Below are 17,999 nucleotides of genomic sequence, written 5' to 3'. Positions count from 1 at the left end.
GGGTGATCAGCCCACCTCCACGCGCAGTCCCTCCAGGCCCCGGATCACGAAGTTCGGCTTCCGCTTCGGCTCCTGGGCCAGGGTCAGGGTGGGGGCCTGCCGGAGCAGGGCCGTCAGGGACGCCGCCAGCTCCATCCGGGCCAGGGGGGCGCCGATGCAGTAGTGGATGCCCGCGCTGAAGGAGATGTGCGGGTTGTCCTTCCGGCTGAGGTCCAGGCGGGCGGGGTCGGTGAAGACCGCCGGGTCGTGGTTGGCGGAGCCGAAGAGCATGGCGATCTCCGCGCCCCTCGGGATCGTCGTGCCGTCGATCTCTATGTCGTCCAGCACCCAGCGTTCGAAGAGCTGGAGCGGGGTGTCGTAGCGCATCAGCTCCTCGATCGCGGAGGGAACCAGGGAGTGGTCCGCGCGGAGGACCGCGAGCTGGTCCGGGTTGCGCAGCAGCGCCCACCAGCCGTTCACCGTGGCGTTCACGGTCGCCTCGTGGCCCGCGTTGAGGAGCAGCACCGCCGTGGAGATCATCTCCTGCTCCGTGAGGCGGTCGCCCTCGTCGTGGGCCGCGATCAGCCCCGAGATCAGGTCCTCGCCGGGCTCCTCGCGGCGGGCCGCGATCAGCTCCCGCAGACACTCCGAGAACTCCACCGACGCCCGTACGGCCCGCGCCGCCGTCTCCTGCGACGGGTTCAGCTCGTACATGCCACAGATGTCCGCCGACCAGGGGCGCAGCTGCCCCCGGTCCGCCTCGGGGATGCCCAGCATCTCGGCGATCACCGCCACCGGCAGCGGCTCCGCCACGTCCGTGAGCAGATCACCGCCGCCGTTGCCGACCAGGGCGGCCACCAGGTCGTTCGCGAGCCCCTCGACGTAGGGCCGCAGCCGCTCCACCGTGCGCGGTGTGAACGCCTTCGACACCAGGCGCCGGATGCGGGTGTGGTCCGGCGGCTCCAGGTCGAGCATGCCGTGGTCGTTGAGGGTGTGGAACGGCTCGTGCTCCGGCGGGGGCGGGGTGCGGCCGAACTCCTCGTGGCCGAACCGGTGCTGGTACGTCCGGCCCAGCCGGCGGTCGCGCAGCAGCGCCGAGACGTCCGCGTGGTGCGGGACCAGCCACTGGTCGGTCGGCTCGTACCGGATCACCCGGCCGCGAGCGCGCAGCTCCGCGTAGGCCGGGTAGGGGTCGGCGACGAACGCCGGGTCCCAGGGGTCGAACGCGAGGTCGGTGGGGCCTGCCATGCGGGGACGCTAGCGCGCCGGGCGTCATCTGACCAGGCCGTGGATCGCGGCGTCCGTGGGCGCCTCTCCCCCGTCAGCCGGGCGTCACCCTCCCGCACGGGCGCTCAGATCCGGTCCGCGACGAGGACGTAGTCGTAGTACAGGGGATCGCCCTCCTCGTCCACCGGGTACTCGTAGCTGCTCTGGTTCGCGAGGATCACCTTCAGCTCGGGCAGGGCGTCGAAGCCGAGGTCGTTCTCCTCGATGGTGTGGCCCCGTGCCGCGAGTTGTTCGAAGAGGTCCTCACTCGGGGTGCGGAAGACGTCGAGCCCGTCGAGCAGCACCCGGACGTCGGCGTCCTCCTTCCGGAACCGGATCAGCTCCACTCCGCTCAGCGTGCCTCTGCTGAAACCGAGCACGATGTCCATCTGGGAGTCGTCGTGCGTGAGCACGATCTGCCCCGGCTCCTCGTCGTCGGCGGCGGTCCGGAGAAGACCCCACTCCCGCACCGCGGCGCGGGCCTCATCGACCGACATGCCGAGCCGGAAACGCCCGACGCCGACATGCGGCACCAGTTCCAGTTCCATGTTCACTCCCTCGGTCACGCGCCCCGGATCCTCACGCCAGCAGGGCGCTCTCGTCGATGGTCCAGCCTCGCTTCGTGAGCATGTCCTGAAGCGGCTTGTTGTGCTTCAGGCCGGCCACCATCTCCTCGATGTGCCGATCGTACTTACCGGGGAACCGCCGCTTGATGTCGTCGATGTCCATCCGCATGGCTTCGGTGATGCGCCCCTGGTTGATCAGCTCGCGCTGGTACTGCTGCCAGGCCTGGGCTTGCAGGTGGTAACCCGTGCTGTAGAGCTTCTCGTGGTCGGCCTGCTCCATGCGGATGGCCGGTCCGTTGTTGACCTTCTGCTTCTTGTGGGGCTTGTTGGCTATGTAGAAGCCGGGCTCGATGACGTCCTTGTACGCGGACTTGGCCGGGATGTGATTGACCTCCATCTTCTGCGGGTAGCTCTGGCCGTTCGCCATCCGGTTCGACGGAAGCAGTCCGCCGTACCATCCGCCGTCCTGCGTGCACCCCTTGGCGACCAGGCCCTCGGGGTCCATCCAGGTGTAGGGGTTGACGACGTACGCGGCGGGGTTCGGGGCGGGGACGAGGCCCAGCGGGTCCGCCGAGACGTAGCGGGCCGTCTCGGGGTCGTAGTGCCGGTGCAGGTTGTAGTGCAGGCCCGTCTCCGGGTCGGCGTACTGGCCGGGGAAGCGCAGCGGCGTATGGGCCCGGGCGTCGCGGTTGCGGGCCGTGACGCCCCAGACCGTGGAGCGCTTGTACCAGGCGACGTCGCCCCGCTCGTCCACGAGTTCGGTCGGGGTGCCGACGAGGTCGGTGACGATGGCGAAGAACCGGCTGTCCACCTCGCGCTGACCGGCCTCGGCCGGCAGTCGGCGCTCCAGCTGTGCCATCGGCTGCGGGCCCTCGTACTCCCAGGTCAGCGTCACGCCGGTGGCCGTGTCGGTCTCCTCGACCAGCTGGGTTCCCTCCCAGGCGAAACGGACCGTGACCGCGACACCCTGCCCGTCGGGGCGCATGCGGTGTTTGGCGGTGCGGCGGCCGAGCGCGTCGTAGGTGTAGCGCCACTCGGTGCCGTCGGGAGTGGTGCAGGAGACCAGGCGGTCCTCCGCGTCCCAGCTGTACCGCCAGGTGTCGGGCTTGCGGGACAGACGCCGCTTCTGGCGCAGCACGACGCGTCCGGCGCCGTCGTACTCGTAGCGCACACCGTCCCCGCCGAGCAGCCGGGTCCCGTCGTAGACCCGCACGCCACGGCTTCCGGGGTGGGGTGCCCGGTCGGGCCAGTGTGCGTCCGTCTGGTTCCCCGCGGCGTCGTACGCGTAGCGCTCCGACCAGTCGCCCGCGGTGACGCCGAGCGGACGCCCCACGGGGTCGAGGTCGATGTGCCAGTCCGGTCCGTCCTGCCGGTCCGTGATGTCCGTCAGAAAACCGTCGGCCCGGTAGCCGTAGGAGCGGTCGCGGAGCGTGCCGCGGGGCGTGGTCAGCGACCGGGCCACGAGGCGGCCGGTCACGTCCCACTCGGAGGTGAGCGTCACGGGCGCCGGCCCGGGGCCGACGGTACGCCGGGTCTCGCGGCCGAACAGGTCGTGGGTGAAGCCCAGCACGTGGCCGGCGAGGTCCACGCGCACCCGGTTGCCCGCGCTGTCGTAGGAGTACGACGTCGTGGCCCCGGTCGGTGTGGTGCGCGAGACCAGTTCGCCGTGCCGGTCGTAGCCGAACCGCATGCTGCGCCCGTCGACGGTCTCCGCCAGCAGACGGCCCAGGGCGTCGCGCTCCAGAGTGAGCGAGGAGGCCGGGGAGACGGCGGCGACCAGCCGGTCGGCCTCGTCGTAGGTGTAGCGGGTGACCACTCCGCCGGCGTCCTTCGCCAGCACGTTGCCCACCGCGTCGAAGGTGAAGGCGATGCGCTGACCGAGCGGTGTGGTCCGGGCGACCAGGCGGCCCGCGGCGTCGTACTCGTAGCGCGTGGTACGTCCGTCGAAGTCGGTCTCCGAGTCGGTGCGGCCGGAGGGGCCGTACCGGTAACTCCACACCTTTCCCTGCGGGTTGCGGACCGTGCTGATCCGCAGCTCGGTGTCGTACGTGAACTCGTACCGCGCCCCGTCCCTGCCCGTGCGGGCGGCGAGCAGGTCGAACCACGTGTACGTGAAGCGGGTCACGCCGCCGAGCGGGTCGGTGTGCGTGAGGCAGTTGCCCTCCTCGTCGTACGTCCACGACTCCGTGGCCCCGTCCGGTGCCGTACGCCGGGTCAGCCAGCCGTCCGCCGTCCACTCCAGCCGGGTCACGGAACCCGCCGGGTCGGCCGACTCGTACGGCCGTCCGAAGGCGTCCCGGCGCAGTGTGCAGGTGGCGCCGCGGGGGTCGGTGACCGAGAGGGTCAGGCCCGCCTCGTCGTGGGTGCGGGTCTCCGTCTCGCCGGTCGGGAACGTGACCGTGGCCACGGCGCCCGTCACGTGGTGGGTGAACGTGGTCGAGGTGCCGTCCGGGGCGACGACCGCGGTGCGGTTGCCCCGCTCGTCGAAGACGTTGCGCCACACGGTGCCGTCCGGTCCGGTCGTCGTCTCCGGCAGGTGCAGCGCGTTGTAGGTGGCCGAGGCCCGGCGTCCGTCCGGGTAGTGGACGGTCAGGAGGTTGCCGGCGTCGTCGTACGTGAACCGGGAGGTGTGTCCCAGCTCGTCGGTGCGGGACAGGAGGTTGTCGTGGCGGTCCCACTCGAAGTGCACGGTGTTGCCGAGCGGGTCGGTCTCACTGAGCGTCTGGCGGAGCTGGTTGAAGCGGGTGACGGTGACCGCGCCGGTGGAGTCGGTGAAGCGGGTCTCGCGGGCGGCGGTGTCGTAGGCGAAGCGCGAGGAGAGCGCGCCGTCGGGGCCGGTCGTCTCCACGACCCGGCCGGCCGCGTCGTACACATAGCGGTAGGTGTGGCCGTTGCGGTCGGTCCACGAGGTGACGCGGTGCTCGTCGTCGTAGGTGAACCGCAGGGGCACGCCCCGGGAGCCCGACACGCCCACCAGGTCGTGGTGCTCGTCGTACGCGAACGAGGCGACCCGGACCGGGCCGTCGGGGGTGTGCACGTCGAGGGCCGTGACCCGGGCGTGATCCGTGTCCCGGGTGACGCGCACACGGTAACCGCCCTCGTGGACGAGGGCCGTGGGCACACCGTCGTCGTCGCGGACGAACCGCACGCCGTTGCCGTTGCGGTCCTCGATGTCCGTCAGCCAGTACAGGCCGCCCGAGGAGTACGGGCTGCCGGTGAAGCGGCGGGTCACACCGGAGCGGACGTCGGTCGTGGCGTACGTGACCTCGCCGAGCGCCGATCGTTCCACGAAGGTGAGGGCGATCCGCTCGCCCTCCGCCGGCAGCTCCTCCTGGCCCGCCTCGTGCGGCAGGCGCGGATAGACGAGCAGGGACCCGTCGGGGCGGGCCCAGACCGCGCCGGTACCGGTCGGTTCCAGCCGCTCGTCCAGGGTGGAGGCCCAGCCGGGACCGAAGCAGTGCCCGTACCCGTAGCCGGATATGTGGGTGCGCCCCACCACCAGTGGCAGCACGCCGGGCAGCGTGAGGTCCGTCTGGGAGAGCACCATCTCGCCGCTCGCGAGGTCGACCGGGTCGGTCTTGCAGCGGCGCTGTCCCAGGGCGATCGCCTTCTCGCGGACGCTGTCCAGCGCCGTGCGCAGCGACGGGGGGCGCTTGCGGCCCGGTCCGCCGGCCCGCCCGTGGCCGCCACCGTCGCCGCCCTTCTTGCCGCCGTCGACGGCGTTGACCCGGTCGCGGACGCCGAGGTCGATGCCCTTGTGCAGGCGGGAGGTGGCCTTCACCCGCTCCGGGATGGTCTCGGTGACATGCTTGGCGATCTTCGACAGCGCCTTCTCCGTGCCCTTCAAGGCACCTTCGAGGACCGAGTCGAAGGCCTTGGTGAAGGGGTCCCTGCCGTGCGTGCGGCCGAAGGCGCCCCTGGCCTTCACCAGCGAGCCCGAGCCGGCCCGGTGCAGCTCGCCCCCGTGGAAGGAGACCTTGCCGGCGCCGTCCTCGAACTCGACGTGGTCGATGACGGTCCGTTTGCCGGCCCCGGTCCCGCCGCTTCCGCCGCCGGCGGAGGCCAGCTGCATGCCGCCGCCGTGCTTGCCGCCGGGCCCGCCGGTGCCGTCCGGGTGACCGCCGCCCGGCGCGGGCGGCAGCGAGAAGGCGCCGTCCACCAGGTCGAAGACCATGTCCTCGACCATGGCCTCCAGCTTGGCGTTGACCGGCTCGGTCACCCGCGCCACCAGCTCGGCCACGATCCGGTCGGCGGCCTCGTCGATGACCCGTTTGACCGCCTGGCGCAAGGCCGCCGTCTCGGCCGCCCCGATGACCGCCGACAGACCGCCGGTGAAGACGGCCAGACCCACCGAGATGCCCAACGAGGCAGCCATCGCGCCGAGTTCTATCTCGGCCTTGGTCTTCATCCCGAAGATGATGTCCGCGACCACATCGCACGCGTCCGCGAACAACCGGGCTATCTCGGGGACCTTCTCCAGGTGCCCCGCCTTGACGTGCGACCAGTGTTTCTCCATCGCATCGACGGCCCAGCCCTGCGACGAGGACAGGATCCGGGACACCGCCAGGTGCGCGTCACCGCCATGCCCCTCGAACTTGTCCGCGAAGTCCCGCATGGCGTCCGCCATTTCGCGGTAGTCGTCCTCGTCGACGTTCGGCCAGTTGATCCCGATGAAGTCCAGGATCTCGTCGGCCCATCCGGGCAGAACGTAGCCCATCCCCCGTGTGCCTTCCCGTCACCTCGAAGCCGTTCGCACATGCGATCCGCATGCATACACCTTCGAACACTAGTCGGCAACAGGGAGGCGCATCACCTCCTATGACGGCAGGTCAGCCGGGCGTCACCAGTCGGGCCTCGTACGCGAACACCGCCGCCTGGGTGCGGTCCCGCAGGCCCAGTTTCACCAGGATCCGGCTCACATGGGTCTTGATCGTCGACTCCGCCACCACCAGGCGGCCGGCGATCTCCGCGTTCGACAGGCCCTGCGCGATCAGGACCAGTACCTCCGTCTCGCGCTCCGTCAGTTCCCCGTACGCCGCCTGGGCCGCCGGCATCAGCCGGGGGGTGTCCGCCAGGCGGGAGAACTCCGTGATCAGCCGCCTGGTGACGGAGGGAGCCAGCAGCGCCTCGCCCGCCGCGACCACCCGCACCCCGTCGGCCAGCTGGCGCGCCGAGGCGTCCTTGAGCAGGAAGCCGGAGGCCCCCGCGCGCAGCGCCTGGTACACGTACTCGTCCAGGTCGAACGTGGTCAGCACCAGCACCTTCGCCGACTCGTCGGCCGCGACGATCTCCCGGGTCGCCTCGATGCCGTTCAGCTCCGGCATGCGGATGTCCATCAGCACGACGTCCGGGGACAGTTCACGGACCCGCTCCACCGCCTCCCGGCCGTTGACCGCCTCGCCGACGACCTCGATGCCCGGCATCGCGTTCAGCAGCACCGAGAATCCCTCGCGGACCATCATCTGGTCGTCCGCGATCAGCACCCGGATCATGCCCCACCCTCGATCGCGGGGGCCGCCGCCGGCACCGGCAGGAACACCGCCACCTCGTAGCCCCCCTCGTCCGTGGCCGCCGCCGTCATCTCGCCGTTCAGCATCGACACCCGCTCCCGCATGCCCGTGATGCCGTGCCCGGCCCCGGGCGAGGGCTTCACCAGGTCCGGTGCCGGCGCCGGGCCGTTGACTATCCGCAGCCCGAGACCGCCCAGGACGTAGCCGATCTCGACGCGGGCGCCCGCACCGGGCGCGTGCCGCAGGGTGTTGCTCAGCGCCTCCTGCACGATGCGGTACGCCGACAGCTCCACCCCCTGGGGCAGCTCCCGTACCGCGCCGGTCACCACCTTCTCCACCTCCAGACCGGCCTCCCGCACGTTCGCGAGGAGCCCGTCCAGGTCGGCCAGGGTGGGCTGCGGGGCGTCCGGGGCCTCGTAGTTCTCGGCACGGACCACCCCGAGGACCCGGCGCAGCTCGGTCAGCGCCGCGACCGCGTTCTCCCGGATGGTGGCGAACGCCTTCTCCAGTTCCGGCGGCGGGTTCTCCACCCGGTACGGCGCGGCCTCCGCCTGGATGGCGACCACCGACATGTGGTGGGCGACCACGTCGTGCAGCTCCCGGGCGATCGTCGTGCGCTCCTCCAGCAGGGTGCGACGCGAGCGCTCGTGCTCGGTCACCGACTGCTGGGCGGTCACCTCCTGCTCGGCCTCCCGGCGTACGTGCCGGACCGTGACGACCAGCAGGGCCAGCGCGGCCAGCACCAGCATGGGGCCGGTGTCGCTGCTGTCGTTCCCGTAGCCGAAGACGGTCTCGGCCCAGAAGCCGTACAGCGCGGTGAGCAGCCACATCCAGCCCGCCGTGCGCGGGCGGGTCCGGCCGGCCACGATCGTGAGCACCAGCAGGTGGGAGACGAAGCTGCCCGGGGGCCAGGGCCGGCCGCCCCAGTCGCCGCCGAGGACCGCGGCGACCGTCGTCGCCGCGAACGACAGCCAGAAGGCGCCGACCGGACGCACCAGGGTCAGCAGCACCGGGGCCAGGGCCAGCAGCCCGCACAGCAGGGACGGCCCGCCGATGTCGGTGTTCACCGTGCCGACGAGCAGCGCCACGAGCCCGCCGGCCACCACCACCGCGTGCGGGGTCCAGGCCGCGCGGGTCCGCGTCCGGTCGGACAGGTGGCGGGTGAGGCGGCCGTCCACGGCCGTGCGGGGCAGCGGCCGGTAGGCGAAGGCGTCGTGGAACAGGTCCTGCCGCAGCCCGCGCAGGGCGTCCACGGCCAGCCGGAACTCGGGGCTGCGCGGCCGGCCGGCCGTGCCCGGCGGTGTCGTCTGCGTGTGCGTCGTCTCGGTCACGTGCCACACGGTAGGCGCCGGCCGGACTCCCGGTCGTCCCCTCGCAGGAGGGTCCCCGGGGGTCCGTCTCAAGTACTACGGGCTCCTGCGGTGCCTGCTGCGCAGTCCCCGGGCGGCCCGGCCGTCACCAGGCGAGCTGGGCGATCTCCTCCGCCACCACCGCGCAGGCGTCCGCCGCCGGGTCGATCAGCGGGAAGTGGCCCACGTCCGCCAGCAGGGTCAGGCCCACCATCTCGCCCGCCTTCGCCGCGGCCTCCGCGTAGGACTCGGCCACCGGCTCCGGTACGACCAGGTCGGCGCGGCCCTGGACGAGGGTGGTGGCGATGCCCGTCGGCACGAGCAGCACCGGGTCGGCGTACGGACGGCGGGTGGCGAACACGTCCGGGCCGCCGAGGAGTTCCAGGGACGCGTGCGCGCAGACGTCCAGCTTCTCCGCCACCTGGAAGTCCGCGATGGGGGCGAGTGCGACGACGCCCCGCAGATCGGCCGGGCCGTCGGTGCGCCACGGCGCGTCCGGGGGGAGGACATGGCGGGCCGCCGCCCACAGCGCCAGGTGCCCGCCCGCCGAGTGGCCGGTCAGGACCGTGCGGCGCGGGTCCGCCTGCGGCAGCGCCTCGCCGACCAGGGCGGGCAGGGCGTCCAATGCCGCCGCGACGTCGTCGAAGGTGTCGGGCCAGCGGCCGGCCGGGGCACCGGCTGAGCCGTCGCCGCCCCGTCTGTACTCCACGTTGGCCACCGCGAAGCCCCTGCGGGCCAGGTAGTCCGCGAAGGGACTGAGGTGACGGCGGTCGTAGCGCGCGCGCCAGGCGCCGCCGTGCAGGACGACGACCAGCGGGGCGAGGGCGCCGGGAGCGGCGGAGTCCGGGCCGGGGCGCGGAGCGTGGAAGTCGATCACCTGGTCGGGGTGGTCGCCGTACGCGGCGGTGACGTCCGGGGCGACCGGGGAGTGCGAGAAGGCCGACTCCTCTTCGGCGGCGGCGCGGGCTGCGGCGGCGTCGTCCGGCATGCTCCAACCTCTCAGCGACGATGGGGTACCTCCCAGGCTTTCGGCACGGGGGGAGGCGTGGCGGACCAGGTGGGAGATCGGCCGTTGGCGGGGACGGTATCAGGCAGGTGACGTGCGGGGACACGCGGATGTGACGCACGGTGAGAAACGATCGGGCTCCCCGGGCCGCCGGGACCCGGCACGGCGGCCGGAAAGGCCGGCCGAGCGAGCCACCGGGGCCCCGCCCGCCAGCCAGGCCGGTGCCGGGGGCGGGGGAATCCGGGCGGACCGGTGCCCCGGCCTGCCCCGCCCCGTGTCCGCCGGCCTACGCCAGTTCCTCCCCCAGCACCCGTGCCGCCCGCTCCACGTCCCGGAAGCCCACGTACAGCGGGGTGAAGCCGAAGCGGAGGACGTCGGGGTGGCGGAAGTCGCCCACCACGCCCCGGGCGATCAGACGCTTCATCACCTCACCGGCGTCCGGGCAGCGCAGGGCGATCTGGCTGCCGCGCTCCGCGTGCGGCCTCGGTGTCACGCACTCCACCCGGCCCGGCTCGGTGTACTCGTCCACGCACCGCAGGAAGAAGTCCGTCAGCGCCAGGGACTTGGCGCGGACGGCCTCGACGGACACCCCGTCCCAGACGTCGAGGGCCGCCTCCAGCGCCAGCAGGGAGAGGATGTCCGGGGTGCCGACCCGGCCACGCACCGCGCCCGCCGCCGGGGTGTACGACGGACTCATGCCGAACGGCTCGGCGTGGGAGTTCCAGCCGGGCAGCGGCGAGTCGAAGCGGTCCTGCAGTTCCCGCCGCACGTACAGGTACGCCGGTGAACCCGGGCCTCCGTTCAGGTACTTGTAGGTGCAGCCGACCGCGAGGTCCACGCCGTGCTCGTCCAGGCCCACCGGCAGCGCGCCCGCGCTGTGGCACAGGTCCCAGACCGCGACGGCTCCGCGGGCGCGGACCTCGGCGGTGAGCGCCGGGAGGTCGTGCAGCCGGCCGGTGCGGTAGTCGACGTGGTTGAGCAGCACGGCGGCCGTGCGGTCGCCCAGCGCCGCCGGCACCTCCGCCGGGCTCACCGCGCGCAGGGTGCGCCCGGTGAGCCGGGCCGCCGACTCGGCGATGTAGCCGTCGGTGGGGAAGGTCGACGCGTCCACCAGGAGTTCGTCGCGGCCCTCGCCCGCCATGCGGACCGCGGCGACCAGTGCCTTGAAGACGTTGACGCTGGTCGAGTCGCCGACGACGATCTGGCCGGGTGCGGCCCCGACCAGCGGGGCGATCCGGTCGCCGATCCGCTCGGGCGCCGTCCACCAGCCGCTCTCCTCCCAGGAGCGGATGCGCAGTTCGCCCCACTGGCGGCGGACGACGTCCGCGACCCGGTCGGGGACGTGCGCGGGCAGAGCGCCGAGGGAGTTGCCGTCCAGGTAGACGCCCGCGGGGCCGGCCGCGTCACCGGACGCGGCGTCGAGGACGAAACGGTCCCGCAGGTGCGCCAGTTCGTCGGCCTGGTCCAGCTCCTTCGCGAGCAGGGGCAGCTCAGACATGGGACCTCGCCGTCCACAGCTCGGGGAACACGTTCTTGCGGGCGCGCTTCTCCAGCCAGGCCACACCGGCGGAGCCGCCCGTGCCGGCCTTGGCGCCCATCGCGCGCCGGGTGGCGACCAGGTGGTCGTTGCGCCAGCGCCAGACCAGTTCGGCCACGTCGCTCAACGCCTCGCCGAGCCGGGCGAGTTCGGCGTCCTGGTCACCGGAGTAGATCCGCGTCCAGGCCGCCTCGACGGCGTCGGAGGGCTCGTAACGCGCGGAGACGTCGCGGTGCAGCACGGAACCGGGGATCGCGTGGCCGCGGCGCGCGAGGAGCCGTACCACCTCGTCGTAGAGGCTCGGCTCGTGCAGCGCCTTCTCCAGTTCCGCGTGGACGCGCGGGGCGCCGCGGTGCGGGACGAGCATGGACGCGGACTTCTCACCGAGCAGGAACTCCAGGCGCCGGTACATCGCCGACTGGAAACCGGAGCCCTCGCCGAGCGCGCCGCGGTAGGAGTTGAACTGCGCCGGGGTCAGCTGCCCCAGCGGCTTCCAGGAGGCGTTGAGTGCCTCCAGCTCGCGCACGGAACGCTTCAGCGCGGCGATCGCGGTCGGCACGTCGTCCGCGCGCAGGGCCTGCGCGGCCGTCTCCCACTCGTGCACGATGACCGTGAACCACAGCTCCATGACCTGGGTGGTCACCAGGAAGACCATCTCTCCGGGGTCGTCGGAGAGGGTGTGCTGGAGGTGGGTGAGGACGTCCGCCTTGACGTAGTCCTCGTACGGCGTCGTCCCCGCGAAATCGAGATTCGGGGTCTCGGGCTCAGCGGCCTCGTAAGGGGGGTGAGCCTGTTGGGACATCGCTGTCTCCTGTTGTGTCACTCCGGGTAGCGGTCCGCCCCTGCCGATGCCGGCACGGGGGCCCCGGTCCCCACTACGGAATCCTCCGCAATCACTCCCGATACGGCAAGGCCGATCATGTCCGGTGCCGGGCGCCGCCGCCGAGGGGGGCGCGTGCGGTGGCGACCAGCAGGGCGGCCAGGACGAGCTGCAGGGCCGCCGCCGCGAGGGCCGCGCGCAGACCGAGGGCGGAGGCCAGCGCGCCGCCCAGGAGCCCGCCGACCGGCATGCCGCCCCAGGCGAGGACCCGGTACGCGGCGGTCACCCGGCCGGTGAGCGCGTCCGGTATGCGGGCCTGCCGTTCGGAGACCGTGACCACGTTCCACACCACCACCATCAGCCCGTTGACGGCCAGCAGGGCCGCGCCGAGCGCGGCCGGCCGGGCCACCGTGAGCAGGCCGAAGACCGTCGCCGAACCGGCGGCGGAACCGGCCAGCAGCGGCCGGTGGGTCAGCCGCCGGGCCAGCGGGGCGGCGACCAGGGAGCCGAGGACGCTGCCCACGGCGCTCGCCGTCAGGAGCAGCCCGTAGCCCGCGCCGCCGAGGTGCCACTGGTGCTGGGCGAACAGGACCATGACACCCCAGGCGGCGGCGCTGCCCATGCCCAGCAGGACCGTCGCCAGGGCGAGCACCCGGACCACCCGGTCGTCGCGCAGCCAGCGCAGCCCCTCGGCGACGCTGTGCCGCAAGGACGCGGTCCCCTCCGGCGTGGGCGTCCGCGCCGGGCGGAAGCGGCCGCGTACGCCCGCCAGCAGGGCCACCCCCAGCAGGTAGCTGACCGCGTCGACGCCGGCCGGCAGCCAGCGTGCGACCGCGAACAGGGCGGCACCCGCGGCGGGCCCCGCGAACTGGACGAGCACCGTCGAGCTGCCCTGGAGCAGGCTGTTGGCCCGGACCAGCGAGCCGGTGCCGGCCACGGCGGGGATCACCGCCTGCACGGAGGTGTCGAAGAAGATCTGCGCCGACCCCAGGGCGAACAGCACGGCCAGCAGCAGCCAGATGTTCCCCACGCCGGAGGCCACCGCCGCCGCCAGGGCCGCCACGAGCAGCGCGCGGCAGCTGTCGGCGATCAGCAGCACCCTCCTGCGGTCCCAGCGGTCGACCAGCCCGCCCACCAGCAGCCCGAGGAACAGCCAGGGTGCCTGGGTGGCGGCGGCGGCCGCGGAGACGAGCACCGGGTCCCGGGTCCACTCCGTGGCCAGCAGGGGGAACGCGCTCAGCTCCAGCCCGTCACCGAGCCCGGAGACCGCCGCCGCGGTCCACAGCAGCCAGAAGTCCCGGGACAGCCCCAGCGGCCCCGGCCTGCGCGCCCCGGCGGAGCCGTCGCGGCGCGGGGCCAGGGCGGACTCGTTCGTCACCCGCGGGTCAGCCCAGGGTCTGGGCCGCCGTGGGCGAGGAGTCCTTCAGGAACTGCGTGCACCGCTCGTACTCCTCCTGCTCGCCGATCGCCTGCGCGGCGCGGGCGAGGGCGTGCAGGGCGCGCAGGAAGCCGCGGTTCGGCTCGTGCTCCCACGGCACCGGGCCGTGGCCCTTCCAGCCGCTGCGGCGCAGGGAGTCCAGGCCCCGGTGGTAGCCCGTACGGGCGTAGGCGTACGACTCCACGACCGAGCCCCGCTCGAACGCCTCGTCGGCCAGCTGGGCCCAGGCGAGGGAGGAGGCGGGGTACTTGGCGGCGACGTCCGCCGGCGCGGCACCGTTCGCCAGGGCCTCGCGGGGCGCCGGGTCGTCGGGGAGGTGGGTGGGGGGCGGGCCGCCGAGCAGGTTCTCGTGAATCGTCATGACTTCAGTCTGACGCACGGCCGGCGGAGCCCCCCGGAAGGGGCGCGGGGAACGGCGCGAGCAGTCACCGCCGGCCCGCGGCCGAAGGGACCGCCGCACTCACCCCGGCCTGCCGGCCTCCAACGGCGGAGCCGTCACACTGCCGTGGGTGCGGCACTCCGGTCGCCGGCACCCCGGTGCCGGCCGGCGGACCAGGGCGAACGCGAGCACCGAGCCCAGCACCAGCACCCCCGCGCAGATCGGCATCGCCCGGTCGAACGCCGCGTCGAACGCCGTGGGCGACCGGTACGCCTCCGCCCCCATCCCCGCCAGCAGCGGCAGCGCCGCCACCGCCACCAGTCCCGCCGCCCGCGCCGCCGCGTTGTTGATGCCGCTGGCCAGGCCCGCCCGGGCGGTGTCCACGGAGGCGAGCACCGTGGCCGTCAGGGGCGCGACCAGGGTGACCATGCCGGCGCCCATCACCAGCAGGGCCGGCAGCACGTCGGTCAGGTAGTCCGCTCCCTTGCCCACCCGCAGCATCAGCAGCATCGCCACCGCGCACAGCAGCGGGCCCACCGTCAGCGGCAGACGCGGCCCCGTACGGTCGGCCAGCGCACCCGAGCGTGAGGAGAACAGCAGCATCAGGGCCGTGGTGGGCAGCAGCGCGGTACCGGCGGCGAGCGGCGAGTAGCCGGCCACCACCTGGAGCTGGAGCGCGGTGAGGAAGAAGAAGCCGCCGAAGGCCGCGTACACGCACAGGGTGACGAGGTTGACCGCCGTGAACTGGCGCGAGGCGAAGATGTCCGGTGGCAGCATCGGGTCGGGCCGGTGCCGCTCGACGTGCACGAAGGCCACCGCCGCCGCGAGGCCCGCCGCCCCGGTCAGGGCGACCGCCAGGGAGCCGCCCCGGGCCTCGATCAGCGCGTACGTCAGCAGGGCGAGGGACAGCGCCCCGAGGGCCGCGCCCAGCACGTCGAAGCGGCCGTGGGCACGCTGGTCGGCGGACTCCGGTACGTGCCGCAGCGCGATCGGCGCGCACAGCAGCGCCACGGGCACGTTGAGGAGGAACACCCAGCGCCAGCCGGGGCCGGCCACCAGCCAGCCGCCGAGGAACGGGCCGACGGCGGCGCCGATCCCGCCGAAGCCGGACCACAGGCCGACCGCCCGGCTGCGGTCGTCGGGGTGGAAGGACGCCTGGATCAGGGCGAGCGAGCCGGGTGTGAGCAGGGCTCCGCCGATGCCCTGGAGGGCGCGGGCGGCGATGAGGATCCCGGAGGTGGGGGCCAGGCCGCACAGCAGGGAGGCCGCCGCGAACCAGACGACCCCGAGGACGAAGACCTTCCGGCGGCCGTAGCGGTCGCCCAGGGAGCCGCCCAGCAGGATCAGGCCGGCCAGCGTGACCATGTACGCGTTGACCGTCCACTGCAGGGCGGCGAGGCTCGCGTCGAGGTCCTGGCCGATGCGCGGCAGGGCGACGTTGACGACGGTGGAGTCCAGCATCGCCATGCTGGAGCCCAGGACGGTGGTGAGCAGGATCCACTTGCCCTGGGGCGAGGCGAGCCGGACGTCGGGCATGCCCCAGGTATACAGCGGGCCCGGCGGCATGAACAGCCGCCGGGCCCGCTGGGAAGCCGTACCGCTTACTTGAGCTTGTTGCCCGCCGAGCGCAGGTGCTGCGTGGCCTCGACGACGCGCGCGGCCATGCCCGCCTCGGCCAGCTTGCCCCAGGTGCGCGGGTCGTAGGCCTTCTTGTTGCCGACCTCGCCGTCGACCTTCAGGACGCCGTCGTAGTTCTGGAACATGTGGCCGGCGACCGGACGGGTGAAGGCGTACTGGGTGTCCGTGTCGATGTTCATCTTGACGACGCCGTTCTCCAGCGCGGTCTGGATCTCCTGCTCGGTGGAGCCGGAGCCGCCGTGGAAGACGAAGTCGAACGGAGCGGCCTTGCCGAACTTGGCGGCGACGCCCTCGCTCAGCTCCTTCAGCAGCTCCGGGCGCAGGACGACGTTGCCCGGCTTGTACACGCCGTGCACGTTGCCGAAGGAGGCGGCCAGCAGGTAGCGGCCCTTCTCGCCCAGGCCCAGCGCCTCGGCGGTGCGGATGGCGTCGTCGACGGTGGTGTACAGCTCGTCGTTGATCTCGTGGGAGACCCCGTCCTCCTCGCCGCCGGTCGGGGTGATCTCCACCTCCAGGATGATCTTGGCGGCGCGGGCGCGCTCCAGCAGCTCCTGGGCGATGGAGAGGTTGTCGGCGAGGGTCTCGGCGGAGCCGTCCCACATGTGCGACTGGAACAGCGGGTTGCGGCCGGCCTTGACGCGCTCCTCGGAGATCGCGATCAGCGGACGCACGTACCCGTCGAGCTTGTCCTTCGGGCAGTGGTCGGTGTGCAGGGCGATGTTGACCGGGTACTTCTCGGCGAGGACGTGCGCGTACTCGGCGAGGGCGACGGCACCGGTCACCATGTCCTTGCTGTACTGCCCGCCGAGGAACTCGGCCCCGCCGGTCGAGATCTGGACGATGCCGTCGCTCTCCGCCTCCGCGAAGCCGCGCAGGGCCGCGTTCAGGGTCTGCGAGGAAGTCACGTTGATGGCCGGGTAGGCGAACTTGCCTGCCTTCGCCCGGTCGAGCATCTCGTTGTAGACCTCGGGGGTTGCGATGGGCATCCTGTCCGCTCCTTGTGTTGCGGGTTGGCGTTCTGCGTTACGGCCCTGACCTAGACCTGGGGTGCGACGTCATCGTCGGCCCCATCTTTCCAGACCTGGGGGGCTGGGTCGGCGCCCCGGTCAAGTGCAGGTCAAACCACCCGGTCAGTCCAGACCCAGTTCATCCTTCGAGAAGGCGAACCGGTACGGAACGCCCGCTCCGGCCTCGATCTTCTCCGCGGCGCCGGTCGCCCGGTCCACGATGGTCGCGACGGCGGCGACCTCGGCACCGGCCTCGCGGACGGCCTCGACGGCGGTCAGCGGGGAACCTCCGGTGGTGGAGGTGTCCTCCACCACCAGGACCCGGCGGCCCGCGATCTCCGGGCCCTCGACGCGCCGCTGGAGCCCGTGCGCCTTGGCGGCCTTGCGCACGACGAACGCGTCGAGCCTGCGCCCGCGCGCGGCGGCGGCGTGCAGCATGGCGGCGGCGACCGGGTCGGCGCCCATGGTGAGCCCGCCGACCGCGTCGAACTCGAGGTCCTCGGTCAGGTCCAGCAGCACCTGGCCGACCAGCGGCGCGGCCTCGCCGTCGAGGGTGACGCGGCGCAGGTCGACGTAGTAGTCGGCCTCCAGACCGGAGGAGAGGGTCACCTTGCCGTGCACCACGGCCTTGTCCTTGATCTGCTGCAGCAGCGCGCCGCGAACGTCCGTCATGCCGACCAGCTTAGAGCCGCCGCCAGCTCCAGGTGGTCCCGGCTTCCAGCGGGTCCAGCGGGGTGACCAGGCGCGGAGTGGTGTTCAGCCCGTTGGGCGGCCCGGTCTGCGGCTCCACGCAGACGGCCTCGGCCTGCTCGTCGTAGACCACCACCCACTCCTCCCGGCTCGTCACCTTCAGCTCCAGCTGCCCGGGCCAGGTGAGGGTGACGTCGACGCCGCCGGGCATGCCGAAGCAGTCGTCCCAGGGGCCCGGCCGGGGGTCGACGCGGTTGCCGGTGGGCAGGTGGTCGGCGCCGCGCTCCTCCTGCCAGGCGGGCTTGAAGTCCAGCCGGACGTCGTCGCCGCCGAGGTTGCGGTGGAACCACGGGTGCCAGCCGAGCTGCGCCGGGAAGGAGTCGTCGTACGTCTCCACCGACATCGTCAGCGTCAGGCCGTCCTCGGCGAGCGTGACGATCTGGGTGACGCGGCCGGGGTGCGGCCAGGGGTCGGTCAGCTCGCAGGTGATCACCGCCTCGTTCTCCGTGACGCGCGCGGTGCGCCAGGCGCCGTCGCGGGCGGTGCCGTGGATGGCGTGCGGCGGGGAGTTGAGCGGCATCTGGCGGACGGTGCCGCCGTCCAGGAAGCGGCCGTCCCGGATCCGGCCGCACCAGGGCACCATCGGGAAGCAGCCGTAGCGCTCCCCTTGCCGCAGCAGTTCCAGGGAGCCGATCTTGAGGCTGCTGATACGGCCGCCGTTGGCCGGGCTGACGCGTGCTTCCGCTTCGCCTGCGGTCAGCGTGATGTCTTCGTTACTCACGGGACGACAGTACTGGGGGGAGGACGGTGCCGG

General features: G+C 72.8%; 14 protein-coding genes. All 14 read right to left on the bottom strand.

All coding sequences use genetic code 11. The features are described from left to right. Positions 1 to 6: 6 nt before the first annotated feature. The 14 genes from AB0946_RS10145 to AB0946_RS10080 all read right to left on the bottom strand — a co-directional run bounded on the left by AB0946_RS10145 (position 7) and on the right by AB0946_RS10080 (position 17,966). A complete protein-coding gene (locus tag AB0946_RS10145) occupies positions 7 to 1,227 on the bottom strand; it encodes a cytochrome P450 (RefSeq protein ID WP_366760109.1) in 1,221 nt (406 codons plus the stop codon). A gap of 104 nt (positions 1,228 to 1,331) precedes the next feature. Next, positions 1,332 to 1,811 carry a hypothetical protein gene (locus AB0946_RS10140; RefSeq protein WP_366760108.1) on the bottom strand — a complete coding sequence of 160 codons (480 nt, stop codon included), beginning with the start codon at positions 1,809 to 1,811 and terminating at the stop codon, positions 1,332 to 1,334. Positions 1,812 to 1,824: 13 nt separating this feature from the next. Further along, positions 1,825 to 6,528, bottom strand: a complete 4,704-nt coding sequence (locus AB0946_RS10135; RefSeq protein ID WP_366760107.1) for an RHS repeat-associated core domain-containing protein — start codon at positions 6,526 to 6,528, stop codon at positions 1,825 to 1,827. A gap of 112 nt (positions 6,529 to 6,640) precedes the next feature. Then, on the bottom strand, positions 6,641 to 7,303 hold the full coding sequence (locus AB0946_RS10130) for a response regulator transcription factor (RefSeq protein ID WP_366760106.1): 663 nt from the start codon (positions 7,301 to 7,303) through the stop codon (positions 6,641 to 6,643). Then, positions 7,300 to 8,652, bottom strand: a complete 1,353-nt coding sequence (locus tag AB0946_RS10125) for a histidine kinase (RefSeq protein WP_366760105.1) — start codon at positions 8,650 to 8,652, stop codon at positions 7,300 to 7,302. Before AB0946_RS10125 ends, AB0946_RS10130 begins: the two co-directional genes overlap by 4 nt. Positions 8,653 to 8,776: 124 nt before the next feature. After that, positions 8,777 to 9,658, bottom strand: coding sequence for an alpha/beta hydrolase (locus tag AB0946_RS10120; protein ID WP_366760104.1), 882 nt, complete (start codon positions 9,656 to 9,658; stop codon positions 8,777 to 8,779). 304 nt (positions 9,659 to 9,962) lie between these two features. Continuing rightward, complete coding sequence (kynU, locus tag AB0946_RS10115; protein ID WP_366760103.1) at positions 9,963 to 11,174, bottom strand: kynureninase; 1,212 nt, start codon at positions 11,172 to 11,174, stop codon at positions 9,963 to 9,965. Further along, complete coding sequence (locus AB0946_RS10110; protein WP_366760102.1) at positions 11,167 to 12,015, bottom strand: tryptophan 2,3-dioxygenase family protein; 849 nt, start codon at positions 12,013 to 12,015, stop codon at positions 11,167 to 11,169. Before AB0946_RS10110 ends, kynU begins: the two co-directional genes overlap by 8 nt. Before the next feature lie 115 nt (positions 12,016 to 12,130). Then, positions 12,131 to 13,411 carry an MFS transporter gene (locus tag AB0946_RS10105; protein ID WP_366760101.1) on the bottom strand — a complete coding sequence of 427 codons (1,281 nt, stop codon included), beginning with the start codon at positions 13,409 to 13,411 and terminating at the stop codon, positions 12,131 to 12,133. A 7-nt stretch (positions 13,412 to 13,418) separates the two neighbouring features. Continuing rightward, the gene (locus AB0946_RS10100) at positions 13,419 to 13,832 is read right to left on the bottom strand and encodes a DUF3151 domain-containing protein (protein WP_171154317.1); all 414 of its coding nucleotides are present in this window, start codon (positions 13,830 to 13,832) and stop codon (positions 13,419 to 13,421) included. A gap of 99 nt (positions 13,833 to 13,931) precedes the next feature. Next, positions 13,932 to 15,386, bottom strand: coding sequence for an MFS transporter (locus AB0946_RS10095; protein WP_366760100.1), 1,455 nt, complete (start codon positions 15,384 to 15,386; stop codon positions 13,932 to 13,934). A gap of 65 nt (positions 15,387 to 15,451) precedes the next feature. After that, complete coding sequence (gene fbaA / locus AB0946_RS10090; protein WP_366760099.1) at positions 15,452 to 16,474, bottom strand: class II fructose-bisphosphate aldolase; 1,023 nt, start codon at positions 16,472 to 16,474, stop codon at positions 15,452 to 15,454. A 144-nt stretch (positions 16,475 to 16,618) separates the two neighbouring features. After that, positions 16,619 to 17,167: an orotate phosphoribosyltransferase gene (gene pyrE / locus AB0946_RS10085; protein WP_366760098.1), complete on the bottom strand. Its 549-nt coding sequence runs from the start codon at positions 17,165 to 17,167 to the stop codon at positions 16,619 to 16,621. 10 nt (positions 17,168 to 17,177) lie between these two features. Then, the gene (locus tag AB0946_RS10080; protein WP_366760097.1) at positions 17,178 to 17,966 is read right to left on the bottom strand and encodes an aldose 1-epimerase; all 789 of its coding nucleotides are present in this window, start codon (positions 17,964 to 17,966) and stop codon (positions 17,178 to 17,180) included. Between the last annotated feature and the right edge of the window lie 33 nt (positions 17,967 to 17,999).

Source organism: Streptomyces sp. NPDC046870 (assembly GCF_040704595.1).
GTDB lineage: Bacteria > Actinomycetota > Actinomycetes > Streptomycetales > Streptomycetaceae > Streptomyces > Streptomyces argyrophylli.
Note: the sequence above shows the minus strand (reverse complement) of the source record. Positions and strands in the feature narration are given on the sequence as shown.